The following is a 14,058-nucleotide window of genomic DNA, read 5'->3' as shown; positions in this document are numbered from 1 at the left end:
AGCAGGCGATGCTGGCCATGTAATAGCTTTTTAATCGCACTTGTTAGTTTGGTGCCATTACTTATTTCAGGGCGGATACGCGATTTCCCACCGACGTGGCAGGTTGAAAAGCGCTGCCGTTTGCGTAAATCCGCTCGCCCAGCACGCGCAGGCCGATCATCTGGCGATTCTGGTCGATGCGGATGTTCAGTGGAGCGCCTGAAGTGTTCGGCAGGCTGATCTGGTGCTCGCCCTTTTTCAGACGCAGGCGCACGACCTGTGTCAGGTTGGGCAGGGTGCGCCAGGTGCGGGTGTCGGCCTGCTCGAAACCATCCCACTGGGTGACGTAGGAGGCCTTGGCCGGATTGCGGCGATTGTCGGTGCCCTGAACGTCCGCCGCGAGGAACGCCCGGTAGGTGGTGCGCTGGATAATCCCGGGCATGTCGTCACGCAGTGTGCGCAAAGACATATCGGTGATGCTGTTGACCGCGATCAGCTTTTTCTCGCGACCGTCGATGCGGACCTGATTGAACGGCGCGGTGGAGTTATCCGGCACCATCACCGGGAAGGAAATGTTGGCGACGATCACCTGACCGTCCTTGAGCTGCACCGGATACGGTACGCGCACCGAACTGCGGGCCGGCGCCAGCCCACTTTGCACGATGATCAGCACATCGCTTTCGTCGGCCTTGAGTCCGGGGCTGTCGAGGTCGCGCAATGCCTGTTGAAAAAACGGCATGTCCGGGCGCAGTTCGATGGCCTGACGATAACCGGGCGCCGCCAGGTCTTTTTCGCCGAGCGCCTCATAGGTGAAGCCGGCGAGGTAGTGACTGAAGGCGCTCTGGTAACCGTTTTTCAGGGCAATCACTGCCGGGGATTCGAGCATCACCACCGGATAACCCTGCAGGTCCTTGTAGTGCACGCGTGCGCCCTGGGCCTTGGCCGCTTCTTCGATACGTTCGTATTCCAGCTCCCGCTGCCGGGCGATCAGCGCTTCGCGCTCGTGGGTTTTCTTGATGTCGGCACGAGCGCCGTCGAAGTCATTCAGCGCCAATTGGTTGAGGGCCATTTGCGTGGTCAGCATGACTTTTTCATAGTCGTAGCCATCGTAGCGCCGCAGCTTGTCATTGATGATGCCGCCCCAGTGATCGCCCATCGCCGCGAGCAACTTGTCGCCGGTGGTTTCGATCGTGTCCTGGCGCTCGATGATCATCTGCTCGGCGCTGCGCCAGGTTGTCTGGCTCTGCGGCAGCGCGCCGCCGGCGCTGAGGACGGCGCCTTTTTCGAAGTAGTAGAGCAGGTCTTTATCCGGGTCCGGATTGTGCGCTTCGATCAGCGTGAGGGCGCCGTCGATGTTGCCGGCCTTGAACTGGTCGGTGGTCTGTTGCAGTTCCAGGTCGTAGTTACGATACGCGGCGCAGCCGCTCAGTTGCATAACAGCGGTGACCAACAGGGGCAGCAGCAAGCGGTGGCGCATGAGGGGGTTCATCCTTGAGCGGGAAATGCGACGAGGTGGCGCATTATAGGCGGCAATAGTGGCCAAGTGATGCGTGGTTTTTGTTTGCTGATTGCACAGATCATTGGGATCACGCGGCGGATTTACCGGTGGGATGGATGCGGGGTTTGGGCTAGCCTTGCTGGCCTGACGCTTAACCATTGCGGGACTTCAATGAATCAACTGCAAGCCATGCGCGCGTTTCGTTGCATTGTCGAGTGTCGCGGGTTCAGCGCCGCCGCCGAACGCCTCGACACCACGCACTCGACGATCTCCCGGCAGTTGCAGCAGCTGGAAAGCGAGCTGGGCACGCGGCTGATCAACCGCAACACCCGGGGGTTCAACCTGACCACGGCGGGGCAGCAGTATTACGCGGCGTGCGTGGACATTCTCGAACGCCTCGATCAAGCCGCGCTGGCGGTGGGGCAGGCCCATGAAAGCCCCAGCGGCGTGCTGCGCATCAGTGCACCGATGGTGATCGGTACGCTGGAATTGGCGAGCTGGCTGCCGGCGTTTCAGCAGCGCTATCCCGACATCGAAGTGGACCTGTCCTGCGATGACCGTTTCGTTGATCTGATTGCCGAGGGTTTTGACGTGGCCCTGCGCATCTGCGGACCCTTGGCCGATTCATCCATGGTGGCGCGGTTGCTGACCGTCTCGGACATGCTGCTGGTGGCTTCGCCGGTCTATGTGGCGCGCAACGGTCTGGTACGTCAGGTGCGCGAGCTTGGCGAGCATCAGTTGCTGGCGTTTGCCGGAGGCAGTGACTGGGCGCTGACCGATGCGCGTGGGGCGACCACGCCGGTACGGGCAGAAGGTCGGTTCAAGGCCGATTCGATCAGCTCGCTGCACGCCGCTGCGCTGGCCGGGGTCGGGATTGCCGCGTTCACCCGGGCCACGGTGCAGGACGATCTGCTCAGTGGCCGGCTGGTGCAGATCCTGCCCAACTACAGCCTCGGGCAGCGCCACTATTACGCGCTCTATCCGCATGCCCGGCACGTCGCGCTGAAGGTGCAGGTGTTCGTTGAATTCATGCTTGAGCACTACCGCCACACCGCCGCAGCGCTGCGTTAAAACGCCACGAGACGTCGACAGAGCTTGAGTGGAAAGCGTTCGAAGTGAACAATATGTAACTTCGCATTTCCATTTGAGACTCATTCATGACTGCCGCGTCCCGATTTCTGGCCTGGCTGGTGTTCCCGCTGTTTGCCCTGAGCAGTTTCAACCTGCTGGCCGACACCGTGGAGGGCGCCCCGCAGGCGCTGCACCTGCTCGATTACATCAGCGCCGACTACCCGCCGACGGTCGAGGCGGGCAAGGTCGTCGACGACGGCGAATATCGCGAGCAACTGGAATTCACTCAGGTGTTGCTGGGGTTGATCGGCGGCCTGCCGGCCAAACCGGAGAAGGCTGCGCTGGAGCAGGGCGTCGAAGCTCTGCAGGTGGCTATCACGGCGAAGCAGGACGGCGCCGACGTCGCGCGTCAGGCCCGGCAACTGGGGGCGCAACTGGCGGTGGCGTATGAAGTCAGTCAGGCGCCGATCATCACCCCCGATCCGAGCCGGGGCGCGCCGCTGTACGCCCAGAACTGCTCGGTGTGTCACGGCGCCAGCGGTGCCGGCGACGGCCCGGCGGGTCTCGGCATGACGCCGCCGCCGGCCAATTTGCGCGACGCCGCACGCATCGATCATCTGAGCCTGTACGCGATCTACAGCACCCTCGGCCAAGGCGTTGAGGGCACCGACATGCCAGCCTTCGCCGACCAACTGGACGACCGTCAGCGTTGGGATCTGGCGACCTACATCGCCGGTTTCAGTGCCGACCCGGCCGCAGCCAAGTCCGACAAGACCTTCAACATCGCCGATCTGGCGCGCCAGACGCCGGCCGAAGTACTGGCCGCCGAAGGCCCGCAGGTTGCCGCGAGCTTCCGTGCCCAGCGCGCCCAGCCGCCGCAGCTCAAGCGCGGCCCGGCGCAGTTGCTCGATTACACCGCCGCCACACTGGACAAGAGCCTGGCGGCGTACCGCGCCGGTGATCACGATCAGGCCTATGACCTGTCGGTGGCGGCGTATCTGGAAGGCTTCGAACTGGTCGAAAGCTCGCTGGATAACGTCGACGCCAATGTGCGCAAGGACACTGAAAAATCGCTGATGGCCTACCGTCAGTCGTTGCAGGACGGCTTGCCGGTGGCGCAGGCCGAACAGCGTCTGGACGCGGCCAAGGGCAAGTTGAAAGAGTCCGCCGAACTGCTCGGCAGCGATGGCCTGAGCTGGTCGCTGAGTTTTATTTCCGGCCTGCTGATTCTGCTGCGCGAAGGCCTCGAAGCGATTCTGGTGCTGGCGGCGATCCTCGCGTTTCTGCGCAACACCGGCCAGCAGTCGGCGGTGCGCAGCGTCAACATCGGTTGGGGCCTGGCGCTGCTCGCCGGGCTTGGGACCTGGGCGCTGGCGGCGTATGTGATCGACGTCAGCGGCTCGCAGCGTGAACTGCTCGAAGGCGCCACGGCGCTGTTCGCCAGCGTCATGGTGCTGTGGCTCGGCGTGTGGATGCACGACCGACGCCACGCGGCGGCCTGGCAGGATTACATCAAGCAGAGTCTGGTGGGCGGCGGCGGGCGTTTCGGCTTCGCGATCCTCGCGTTCTTCTCGGTGTATCGCGAGTTGTTCGAAGTGATCCTGTTCTACGAAACCCTGTGGCTGCAGGCCGGTCCTGCCGGGCACGACGCGGTGCTGGCCGGTGGTGCGACGGCACTGGTGCTGTTGATCGGTCTGGCCTGGGTGATCCTGCGCGGTTCGGCGAAACTGCCGCTGACACTGTTCTTCAGCATCAACGCCGGTCTGCTCTGTGCGCTGTCGGTGGTGTTCGCCGGGCATGGCGTGAAGGCGTTGCAGGAGGCCGGGATCTTCGGCACGCGGCCGGTAGCGTTCTTTGAATTCGATTGGCTGGGGATTCATGCCGATGCCTATTCGCTGACAGCGCAGGCGCTGGCGATTCTGGCGATTGTGGTGTTGTATGGGCGCAGCCGAATGGTTGAGAAGAAGCGGGTTTCTGCTGCCTGATCGGGTTATCGTTTGAAAGATCGCAGCCTGCGGCAGCTCCTACATGGGTTCGGTGTATACCTGTAGGAGCTGCCGCAGGCTGCGATCTTTTGCTTTCAAGAGGTTATCAAGATGCGTGTATGGATTGATGCCGACGCCTGCCCCCGGGCCGCCAAGGATCTGGTGGTGAAGTTCGCCCTCAAGCGCCAGTTTGAAGTGGTGCTGGTGGCCGGGCAGCCGCAGACCAAGCCGGGGCTGGCCATCGTCAAGCTGATCGTGGTGCCGAGCGGCCCGGATGCGGCGGACGATTACCTGGTCGAGCACGCGGTGCCCGGAGAGCTGGTGATCTGCAGCGATATTCCGCTGGCCGATCGGCTGGTGAAGAAAGGCGTGGCGGCGCTGGATCCGCGCGGCAAGGAGTTCGACGCGCAGAACATGGGCGAGCGGCTGGCGGTGCGCAACCTGTTCACCGACCTGCGCGAACAGGGCCAGATCAGCGGCGGCCCGGCGCCGTTCGGCGAGCGTGAGAAACAGGCGTTTGCCAATGCGCTGGACCGGATCCTCACGCGCCTGATCCGCAAACCCTGATTGTGCCAGGACTTGTGGCGAGGGAGCTTGCTCCCGCTCGGCGGCGCAGCCGTCGTAAGCCCTGCAATCAAAATGTGTCTGACACAGCTTGATTGAATGGTTTTGGGGTTGCTACGCAGCCCAGCGGGAGCAAGCTCCCTCGCCACAAAAGCCCTTCATCAAGGTCGTGTCAGCCATCATTTTCATGGGTCAGTTCGAGCACCCGATCCACCAGTTTGTTGATCCCCGAAGCCGCCTCACTGATGTTCTGCGCCAGCATGTACGCCGGGGTCGTCACCAGTTTGCGTGCCTTGTCTTCGATGATGTCGGTCACTGCACAGTCTTCGTGGGTAGCGCCCATCTTGTTCATCGCGGTGGCGGTGTCGGTATCGTTGCCGATGGTGCAGGTCACGCCCGGGCCGTAGATCTTCGCCGCCAGTGCCGGTGAGATGCACATCAAGCCCACCGGTTTACCCGCTTCGGCAAAGGCTTCGGCCAGTTCCAGCACTTGTGGCTGCACGCTGCAGCCGGCGCCTTCGACGGCGAAGTTCGAGAGGTTTTTCGCCGCGCCAAAACCGCCGGGCACGATCAGTGCGTCGAAGTCATCGACGTTGGCTTCGCGGATGTCCTTGATGTTGCCGCGGGCAATGCGCGCCGACTCCACCAGCACGTTGCGCGTCTCGGGCATTTCTTCACCGGTCAGGTGATTGATCACATGCAATTGCGCGATGTTCGGGGCGAAGCATTGCACCTGCGCGCCACGTTGATCGAGGCGCAGCAGGGTGATGACACTCTCGTGGATCTCGGCGCCGTCGTACACGCCGCTGCCGGACAGGATCACTGCAACTTTTTTGCTCATGGGTTTCTCTCCAGATTCATGGCGCTAAATGTCCACTAATTTGTCGCGCGTTGCCATAGGGGGAAAGGGCGGCTACACCTAGGATCTGTCCATAGAATCCGACCGGGGCGCGCCATGGACTTCATTCTGTATGCAGTGCCGTTTTTCTTCGTATTGATTGCCGCCGAACTGCTCGCCGACCGTTGGCGCGGGGTCAGTCACTATCGCCTTGCCGACTCGGTCAACAGCCTCAGCGCCGGGGTGTTGTCGACTACCACCGGCCTGCTGACCAAGGGGGTTGGGCTGCTGACGTATGCGTTTGCCCTGCATCATCTGGCGCTGCTCAGATTGCCAGCGGACAGCCTCTGGGTCTGGGTGTTGGCCTTTGTCTTTTATGACTTCTGTTACTACTGGCTGCACCGGCTGGGCCACGAGCGCAACATCCTCTGGGCCGCGCACTCGGTGCATCACCAGAGCGAGGAGTACAACCTCTCCACGGCGTTGCGCCAGACCAGTACCGGGTTTCTGCTGGGCTGGATCTTCTACCTGCCGATGGCCGTGCTCGGCGTGCCGCTGCTGGTGTTCGTCAGCGTCGCGGCGCTGAACCTGCTGTATCAGTTCTGGGTTCACACGCGGCACATTCCCAAGCTCGGCTGGTTCGAGTGGTTCTTCGTTACGCCATCCAATCATCGGGCTCACCATGCACAGAACGCTCTCTACATGGATCGCAACTACGGCGGGGTGTTCATTCTTTGGGATCGGCTGTTCGGTACGTTTCAGGAAGAAGACGACAACGAACCAGTGATATTCGGTGTGACCACGCCGCTGGCGAGCTGGAATCCGCTGTGGGCCAATGTGCAGTTTTATGCGCAGTTGTGGGACGACGCACGTCGCGCCGCAAGCCCGTGGGACAAGCTGCGGATCTGGTTCATGCGCACTGGCTGGCGTCCGGCGGACGTGGCGGCGAAGTACCCGCTGAACAAACCGGACCTGAGCCGTTTCCGCAAATTCGAAGTGCCGCTCGACAGTCGTCGAAAAAGCTACGTGGCGTTGCAGTTCTGCGTCTATATCGCGCTGGGCAGTTACCTGATGGGTCAGGCGCAGCAACTGCCGGCCCCTGCGCTGCTGCTCGGTTGGGGCGCGGTGGCGTGGGGTTTGTTTGCGCTGGGGGTGGCGCTGGAGAATCGCCCGTGGGCGTTGAAGGTCGAGCTGCTGCGGCTGGGGTCGAACTTGCCGCTGGTGTGGCTGGCGCCGCTGCTCGGGCTATGGCCGGCCAGCCCGTTGGCCTGGGCTGGTCTGCTCGGTTACAGCCTGCTCAGTGGCATCGGGCTGTATGGCTGTCGCCAGCGCGTTACTCGGCTGGCGTCTTAGGTTCGGCGGGTTTGGCTTGCTCTGCCTGAAGCAGGTGTGCGGCTTTTGCGGCTTGCTCGTCGGCGTAAACCTGCTTGGCCAGGCGCGCATTCTTGAAACGGCGACGCAGCCACAGGCCGACACCCAGCACCAGTAGCGCGCCGAGCACCCACAACTCGTACTTCTTGATGCTGCCGAGCATGCCTTCGAGTACCGCGCCGAAGTGGTAGGCGGCGGCTGCCAGAGCGGTGGCCCAGATCGCTGCGCCGATACCGTTGAGCAGCAGATAACGTCCCGGCGGATAACCCGACAGGCCGATCGCCACCGGCATCACTGTGCGCAGGCCATAAACGAAGCGGAAGCTCAGGACCCAGATGTCCGGATGCTTGCGGATGTGTTCCAGCGCGCGGTCACCCATCATCTGCCAGCGCGGTTTGCGCGCGAGTAATTTGCGCCCGTGCTTGCGTCCCAGGAAGTACCACAGCTGATCGCCGGCATAGCTGCCGAAGAACGCCACGACCACCACCAGGTTGATGTCCATGTATCCACGGAACGCGAGGAAGCCTGCGAGCACCAGGATGGTTTCGCCTTCGAAGAACGTGCCGAGGAACAAGGCAAAGTAGCCGAAGTCATGCAGAAATTGTTGGAGCATTGTCTGGGTGCTGGCGAAATGAACGCGCAGCCTAACCCTTCGGGCACATTCAGGAAAGTGTCGAAATGTGTCTCGACGTGAACATTTCCTACACGGACAATGGAATGCGGCTACGTGACACAGGGCACACATAACTGTCATCTGTTGGTCATAATGGCCGCTTATAACTGTCACGCTCGCCCGTTTGCGCGGGCTCAGGAGTCTGCCGTGAGCTTTACCCCTGCCAACCGTTTGTTCCCCGCCACCCGCTTGCGCCGCAACCGTCGTGATGATTTTTCGCGTCGGCTGGTACGGGAAAACGTGCTGACGGTCGATGACCTGATCCTGCCGGTGTTCGTGCTTGAGGGTGAAAACCGTCGCGAAGCCGTGGCCTCGATGCCTGGTGTCGAACGCCTGAGCATCGACCTGCTGCTTGAAGAGGCGGCGCAATGGGTCGAACTGGGAATCCCGGCGCTGGCGCTGTTCCCGGTCACGCCAACCGAATTGAAATCCCTCGATGCTGCCGAAGCCTGGAACCCGCAGGGCATTGCCCAGCGCGCCACTCGTGCGTTGCGTGAGCGTTTCCCGGAGCTGGGGGTGATCACTGACGTCGCGCTTGATCCGTTCACCACCCACGGTCAGGACGGCATTCTCGACGAAGACGGCTACGTGCAGAACGACATCACCGTCGACGCACTGGTCAAACAGGCTTTGTCCCACGCCGAAGCCGGCGCTCAGGTGGTGGCGCCGTCGGACATGATGGACGGTCGGATCCAGGCGATCCGCGAAGCGCTGGAAATTGCCGGTCATGTCAACGTGCGGATCATGGCCTACTCGGCCAAGTACGCCAGCGCCTATTACGGGCCGTTCCGCGACGCCGTGGGTTCCGCGGCGAATCTGGGCAAGGCCAACAAGGCCTCCTATCAGATGGACCCGGCCAACAGTGACGAAGCGCTGCACGAAGTCGGCGCGGACTTGTCTGAAGGCGCGGACATGGTCATGGTCAAACCCGGCATGCCGTACCTGGACATTCTTTTCCGGGTAAAAGATGCCTTCAAAGTGCCGACCTTCGTCTATCAGGTTAGCGGCGAATACGCCATGCACATGGCGGCGATCCAGAATGGCTGGTTGAGCGAGGCGGTGATTGTCGAATCACTGACCGCCTTTAAACGTGCCGGCGCTGATGGCATCCTGACTTACTTTGCTGTCCGTGCCGCTCAATTGTTACGAGAGCAGAAATAGCCCTCCCAGGAACATTCGATGAATACCGAAGGACTCACTGAAACTGCAGTAAAAGAAGCTCAACCGGTGGTCGAGCAAATCACCGAAACCCCGCCGGAACTCGAGCCTGCGCCACCCGCGCCGGTCACCGAACCCGTCGCGGCGGCGCCCGTGATTGCGATCCCGGGGCTGGATGACAGCAGCCTGTACATCCACCGCGAGCTCTCGCAACTGCAGTTCAATATCCGCGTGCTGGAACAGGCGCTGGACGAGTCCTATCCGTTGCTGGAGCGGCTGAAGTTCCTGCTGATCTTCTCCAGCAACCTCGACGAATTCTTTGAAATCCGCGTCGCCGGCCTGAAAAAGCAGATCACCTTCGCCCGTGAGCAGGCCGGTGCCGACGGTCTGCAACCGCATCAGGCGCTGGCGCGGATCAGCGAGCTGGTGCACGGTCACGTTGACCGCCAGTACGCGATCCTTAATGACATCCTGCTGCCGGAGCTGGAAAAGCATCAGGTGCGCTTCATCCGTCGCCGTCACTGGACGACCAAGATCAAGACCTGGGTGCGCCGCTACTTCCGCGATGAGATCGCACCGATCATCACCCCGATCGGCCTCGACCCGACGCACCCGTTCCCGTTGCTGGTGAACAAGAGCCTGAACTTCATCGTCGAACTGGAAGGCATCGACGCCTTCGGTCGCGATTCCGGTCTGGCGATCATCCCGGCACCGCGCCTGCTGCCTCGGATCATCAAGGTTCCGGAAGAAGTCGGCGGCCCGGGCGACAACTATGTGTTCCTCTCGTCGATGATCCACGCCCACGCCGATGACCTGTTCCAGGGCATGAAGGTCAAGGGTTGCTACCAGTTCCGTCTGACCCGAAACGCCGACCTGGCGCTCGACTCCGAAGACGTCGAAGACCTGGCGCGCGCCCTGCGTGGCGAGCTGTTCTCGCGGCGCTACGGTGATGCGGTGCGCCTGGAAGTCGCCGACACCTGCCCGAAACACCTCTCGGACTACCTGCTCAAGCAGTTCAACCTGAGCGAGACCGAGCTGTATCAGGTCAACGGCCCGGTCAACCTGACCCGCCTGTTCAGCATCACCGGTCTGGACAGCCACCCGGAGCTGCAATACACGCCGTTCACCCCGCAGATCCCGAAACTGCTGCAGAACAGCGAAAACATTTTCAGCGTGGTGAGCAAACAGGACATCCTGCTGCTGCACCCGTTCGAGTCGTTCACCCCGGTGGTCGACCTGCTGCGCCAAGCCGCCAAAGACCCGCATGTTCTGGCCGTGCGCCAGACCCTGTACCGCTCCGGCGCCAACTCGGAAATCGTCGATGCGCTGGTGGACGCCGCGCGTAACGGCAAGGAAGTGACCGCGGTCATCGAGCTGCGCGCACGCTTCGACGAAGAGTCCAACCTGCAACTGGCCAGCCGTCTGCAAGCGGCCGGTGCGGTGGTGATTTACGGCGTGGTCGGCTTCAAGACCCACGCCAAGATGATGCTGATCCTGCGGCGTGAGGCCGGCGAGATCGTGCGTTACGCGCACCTCGGCACCGGTAACTACCACGCCGGCAACGCCCGTCTGTACACCGACTACAGCCTGCTGACCTCCGACGACGCGTTGTGCGAAGACGTCGGCAAACTGTTCAGCCAGTTGATCGGCATGGGTAAAACCCTGCGCATGAAGAAGCTGCTGCATGCGCCGTTCACCCTGAAGAAGGGCATGCTCGACATGATCGCCCGGGAAACCCAGTTCGCCCTCGACGGCAAACCGGCGCACGTCATTGCCAAGTTCAACTCACTGACCGATCCGAAGATCATCCGCGCGTTGTACAAGGCCAGCCAGTCCGGCGTGCGCATCGACCTGGTGGTGCGCGGCATGTGCTGCCTGCGTCCGGGCATCGCCGGGGTTTCGCACAACATCCATGTGCGCTCGATCATCGGCCGCTTCCTCGAGCATACCCGGGTGTTCTACTTCCTCAACGGTGGCGAGGAGCAGATGTTCCTCTCCAGCGCCGACTGGATGGAGCGCAACCTCGACAAGCGCGTCGAGACTTGCTTCCCGGTGGAAGGCAAGAAGCTGTTGACCCGCGTGAAAAAAGAGCTGGAACTGTACCTGACCGACAACACCCACAGCTGGAGTCTGCAGTCGGATGGCCGTTACATCCGCAACACGCCAACCGGCAACCAGAACCCGCGCAGCGCGCAGGCGACGTTGCTGGAGCGGCTGGGCAGCCCGATTCTGCCGGTGAGCAGCTGACCTTCAGCCCAATAAAAAAGGCGATCCCTCGGGATCGCCTTTTTTGTGCCTGTCGTTCACCCACCTGTGGCGAGGGAGCTTGCTCCCGCTGGACTGCGCAGCAGGCCCACGCTTTAAAAGAAAGGGCCGCTTCGCGCCCCAGCGGGAGCAAGGTGATCAGTGGACGGTGAGGACGATGCCAACCCGCGTCAGCCAGTCGGCTTCGAGACCAAAGTCGGCCTGAGTCAGCTGATTCTCATCCAGCCAGTTCTCCGGGAACTCCACATCGAGATTGTCGCCCTTGGCGTGCAGCGTCACTTGCGGCATCGCCTGGGTGCCACGGATGTGGTGGAACAGGATCGCGAAGCGCAGCAGCACGCACAGGCGGATCAGCTTGTCGCCGTCGTCACCGAACTCGGCGAACTTGTCCTTGGGGATGTTGCGGCGATGGCCGCGCACCAGCAGGGCGAGCATTTGCTGGTCTTCGCGAGAGAAACCGGCCAGGTCCGAGTGCTCGATCAGGTAGGCGCCGTGCTTGTGGTAGTGGTAGTGCGCGATGTCGAGGCCGACTTCGTGCACCTTTGCCGCCCAGCCGAGCAGTTCGCGCCAGATGCCGTCATCCAGTTCCCAGTCTGCGGCGACCTGATCGAAGGCGTGCAAGGCTTTGCGTTCAACCCGCGCCGCTTGTTCCAGATCGACGTGATAACGCTCCATCAGCGAGGTCAGGGTGCGTTCGCGCACGTCTTCGTGATGATGGCGGCCGAGCAGGTCGTAGAGCACGCCTTCACGCAGCGCGCCTTCGCAGTGATCCATGCGTTGCAGTTCGAGGGCGTCGAAGATCGCTTCGAGAATTGCCAGGCCTGCCGGGAAAATCGCCCGGCGGTCCGGCTTGATGCCTTCGAAGTCGATCTTGTCGACGTCACCCAGTTTGAACAGGCGACGCTTGAGCCACGCCAGGCCTTCGGCATTCACTTCGCCGGTGCCATGCCCGCCGGCCTTCAGCGCCAGGCCGATGGCGCGGATGGTCCCCGAGGAGCCGATGGCTTCATCCCAGGTCAGGCGGTGCAGGGCGTGTTCGATGCTCATGATCTCCAGCCGCGCCGCGGTGTACGCTTGGGCGTAACGGGCCGGGGTGATCTTGCCGTCCTTGAAGTAGCGCTGGGTGAAGCTGACGCAGCCCATTTGCAGGCTTTCGCGCAGCAGCGGTTCAAAACGCTGCCCGATGATGAATTCGGTACTGCCGCCGCCGATGTCGGCCACCAGGCGCTTGCCCGGGGTGTCGGCGAGGGTGTGCGAAACGCCCAGATAAATCAGCCGCGCCTCTTCACGCCCGGAGATGACTTCCACCGGGTGACCGAGGATTTCTTCGGCGCGGTGGATGAATTCCAGACGGTTGCGCGCTTCACGCAGGGCGTTGGTGCCGACGATCCGCACCGCGCCCAATGGCATGCCGTTGATCAGTTGGGCGAAACGCTTGAGGCAGTCGAGGCCACGCTGCATCGATTCTTCGTTGAGATGGCGCTCATCGTCGATACCGGCGGCGAGCTGCACTTTCTCTCCGAGGCGCTCCAGGATACGGATCTCACCGTTCTGGGCCTTGGCCACGACCATGTGGAAGCTGTTGGAGCCCAGGTCGATTGCGGCGATCAGGGACAGATTCTTGGCTTTGGATTGCGGCATGGTCAGGGGGTCTCGGTCGATAACCCCGCCATCGTGCCACGATCAAACGCTGGCGCCAACGCGCATGGTTCAAACCGTTGATCCTGCGCATAAAAGCTTGAGACTGCGGCGCGGCCATTCGCGAGCAAGCCCGCTCCCACAGGTGACCGCGTTCCAATGTGGGAGCGGGCTTGCTCGCGAAGAGGGCCTTACGGGCAATGAGGATCCTTCAGGCAGTCGCTTCAACGGTACCAATGAAATTCGCCAGCTCCGCCGTCTGCGGATTGGCAAACAACACCTTCGGATCCCCCACCTCATGCACCTTGCCATGGTGCATGAACACCAGTTTGTCGCCGACTTCTCGGGCGAAGCGCATTTCGTGGGTGACCATGATCAGGGTCATGCCTTCCTTGGCCAGTTGGCGCACCACGGCGAGCACTTCGTTGACCAGTTCCGGGTCCAGCGCCGAGGTGATTTCGTCGCACAGCAGGACTTTCGGCGACATCGCCAGTGCCCGGGCAATCGCCACGCGCTGTTGCTGCCCACCGGACAAACGATCCGGGAAGGCGTCGAATTTCTCCCCCAGCCCGACGCGCTCGAGCATCTTGCGCGCCAGCTCCGCAGCCTTGGTCTTCGGTACTTTCTGCACCACCTGCGGCGCGAGCATCACGTTCTCGCCGACGGTCAGGTGCGGGAACAGGTTGAACTGCTGAAACACCATGCCGACTTTCTGCCGCAGGCTGCGCAGGTCGGCACGGGCAGCGTCGAGGTATTCGCCGTCGACTTCGATCACCCCGTCGTTGATCGACTCCAGGCCATTGAGGGTGCGCAGCAAGGTCGACTTGCCCGAGCCGCTGCGGCCGATGATCGCCACCACCTGGCCTTCCTCGACGCTCAGGTCGATGCCTTTGAGCACGTGGTGATCGCCGTAGTATTTATGCAGGGCGGAAATTCTAAGCAGAGGCATGCAGTCTCCTTTCCAGGTAGCGCGCACTGAGCGACAAGGGGTAGCAGAGCAGGAAGTAGACTGCATGCC

At 62.1% G+C, this 14,058-nt stretch carries 11 protein-coding genes and 1 pseudogene; 6 read left to right on the top strand and 6 right to left on the bottom strand.

Going from position 1 to position 14,058, the window contains the following annotated elements:
* Nucleotides 1-61: 61 nt before the first annotated feature.
* Nucleotides 62-1,456 carry a COG3014 family protein gene (locus ACIOUG_RS17850; RefSeq protein WP_401067326.1) on the bottom strand — a complete coding sequence of 465 codons (1,395 nt, stop codon included), beginning with the start codon at nt 1,454-1,456 and terminating at the stop codon, nt 62-64.
* Between the two features lie 192 nt (nt 1,457-1,648).
* Here ACIOUG_RS17850 and ACIOUG_RS17845 point away from each other — a divergent pair, with 192 nt between their 5' ends.
* The 3 genes from ACIOUG_RS17845 to ACIOUG_RS17835 all read left to right on the top strand — a co-directional run bounded on the left by ACIOUG_RS17845 (nt 1,649) and on the right by ACIOUG_RS17835 (nt 5,100).
* On the top strand, nt 1,649-2,548 hold the full coding sequence (locus tag ACIOUG_RS17845) for a LysR substrate-binding domain-containing protein (RefSeq protein ID WP_401067324.1): 900 nt from the start codon (nt 1,649-1,651) through the stop codon (nt 2,546-2,548).
* Nucleotides 2,549-2,634: 86 nt separating this feature from the next.
* Nucleotides 2,635-4,533 carry an FTR1 family protein gene (locus ACIOUG_RS17840; RefSeq protein ID WP_401067322.1) on the top strand — a complete coding sequence of 633 codons (1,899 nt, stop codon included), beginning with the start codon at nt 2,635-2,637 and terminating at the stop codon, nt 4,531-4,533.
* A 111-nt stretch (nt 4,534-4,644) separates the two neighbouring features.
* Nucleotides 4,645-5,100, top strand: a complete 456-nt coding sequence (locus ACIOUG_RS17835; RefSeq protein ID WP_103483661.1) for a YaiI/YqxD family protein — start codon at nt 4,645-4,647, stop codon at nt 5,098-5,100.
* 169 nt (nt 5,101-5,269) lie between these two features.
* Here ACIOUG_RS17835 and elbB read toward each other — a convergent pair whose 3' ends face one another.
* Entirely contained in the window at nt 5,270-5,938 is a 669-nt protein-coding gene (gene elbB, locus ACIOUG_RS17830; protein ID WP_401067320.1) for an isoprenoid biosynthesis glyoxalase ElbB, read from the bottom strand.
* A 114-nt stretch (nt 5,939-6,052) separates the two neighbouring features.
* Here elbB and ACIOUG_RS17825 point away from each other — a divergent pair, with 114 nt between their 5' ends.
* Complete coding sequence (locus tag ACIOUG_RS17825) at nt 6,053-7,288, top strand: sterol desaturase family protein (protein WP_401067319.1); 1,236 nt, start codon at nt 6,053-6,055, stop codon at nt 7,286-7,288.
* Here the strand turns inward: ACIOUG_RS17825 and ACIOUG_RS17820 are convergent.
* Complete coding sequence (locus ACIOUG_RS17820) at nt 7,269-7,919, bottom strand: DedA family protein (protein ID WP_401067318.1); 651 nt, start codon at nt 7,917-7,919, stop codon at nt 7,269-7,271. The two genes, ACIOUG_RS17825 and ACIOUG_RS17820, sit on opposite strands and share 20 nt — an antisense overlap.
* A gap of 207 nt (nt 7,920-8,126) precedes the next feature.
* On the opposite strand from ACIOUG_RS17820, the gene hemB reads away from it, so the two are divergent.
* Complete coding sequence (gene hemB, locus ACIOUG_RS17815; protein WP_401067316.1) at nt 8,127-9,140, top strand: porphobilinogen synthase; 1,014 nt, start codon at nt 8,127-8,129, stop codon at nt 9,138-9,140.
* An 18-nt stretch (nt 9,141-9,158) separates the two neighbouring features.
* Nucleotides 9,159-11,384, top strand: a complete 2,226-nt coding sequence (ppk1, locus tag ACIOUG_RS17810) for a polyphosphate kinase 1 (RefSeq protein WP_401067314.1) — start codon at nt 9,159-9,161, stop codon at nt 11,382-11,384.
* A gap of 156 nt (nt 11,385-11,540) precedes the next feature.
* On the opposite strand, the gene ppx is transcribed toward ppk1, so the two are convergent.
* From ppx to ACIOUG_RS17795, 3 genes and pseudogenes are all read right to left on the bottom strand, one after another.
* Complete coding sequence (gene ppx, locus ACIOUG_RS17805; protein ID WP_202369149.1) at nt 11,541-13,043, bottom strand: exopolyphosphatase; 1,503 nt, start codon at nt 13,041-13,043, stop codon at nt 11,541-11,543.
* A gap of 208 nt (nt 13,044-13,251) precedes the next feature.
* Nucleotides 13,252-13,989: an amino acid ABC transporter ATP-binding protein gene (locus ACIOUG_RS17800; RefSeq protein WP_401067312.1), complete on the bottom strand. Its 738-nt coding sequence runs from the start codon at nt 13,987-13,989 to the stop codon at nt 13,252-13,254.
* Nucleotides 13,976-14,058 (bottom strand): annotated as a pseudogene (locus ACIOUG_RS17795) (amino acid ABC transporter permease); the annotation flags it as partial. The gene ACIOUG_RS17800 and the pseudogene ACIOUG_RS17795, both read right to left, overlap by 14 nt.

The organism is Pseudomonas sp. NPDC087803 (assembly GCF_044742995.1).
Lineage (GTDB): Bacteria > Pseudomonadota > Gammaproteobacteria > Pseudomonadales > Pseudomonadaceae > Aquipseudomonas.
Note: the sequence above shows the minus strand (reverse complement) of the source record. Positions and strands in the feature narration are given on the sequence as shown.

Bases quoted from the DNA above. Each gene is read 5' to 3' on its own strand.
- ACIOUG_RS17850 (WP_401067326.1), bottom strand. From the start codon at position 1,456: ATGCGCCACCGCTTGCTGCTGCCCCTGTTGGTCACCGCTGTTATGCAA.
- ACIOUG_RS17845 (WP_401067324.1), top strand. From the start codon at position 1,649: ATGAATCAACTGCAAGCCATGCGCGCGTTTCGTTGCATTGTCGAGTGT.
- ACIOUG_RS17840 (WP_401067322.1), top strand. From the start codon at position 2,635: ATGACTGCCGCGTCCCGATTTCTGGCCTGGCTGGTGTTCCCGCTGTTT.
- ACIOUG_RS17835 (WP_103483661.1), top strand. From the start codon at position 4,645: ATGCGTGTATGGATTGATGCCGACGCCTGCCCCCGGGCCGCCAAGGAT.
- elbB (WP_401067320.1), bottom strand. From the start codon at position 5,938: ATGAGCAAAAAAGTTGCAGTGATCCTGTCCGGCAGCGGCGTGTACGAC.
- ACIOUG_RS17825 (WP_401067319.1), top strand. From the start codon at position 6,053: ATGGACTTCATTCTGTATGCAGTGCCGTTTTTCTTCGTATTGATTGCC.
- ACIOUG_RS17820 (WP_401067318.1), bottom strand. From the start codon at position 7,919: ATGCTCCAACAATTTCTGCATGACTTCGGCTACTTTGCCTTGTTCCTC.
- ppk1 (WP_401067314.1), top strand. From the start codon at position 9,159: ATGAATACCGAAGGACTCACTGAAACTGCAGTAAAAGAAGCTCAACCG.
- ppx (WP_202369149.1), bottom strand. From the start codon at position 13,043: ATGCCGCAATCCAAAGCCAAGAATCTGTCCCTGATCGCCGCAATCGAC.
- ACIOUG_RS17800 (WP_401067312.1), bottom strand. From the start codon at position 13,989: ATGCCTCTGCTTAGAATTTCCGCCCTGCATAAATACTACGGCGATCAC.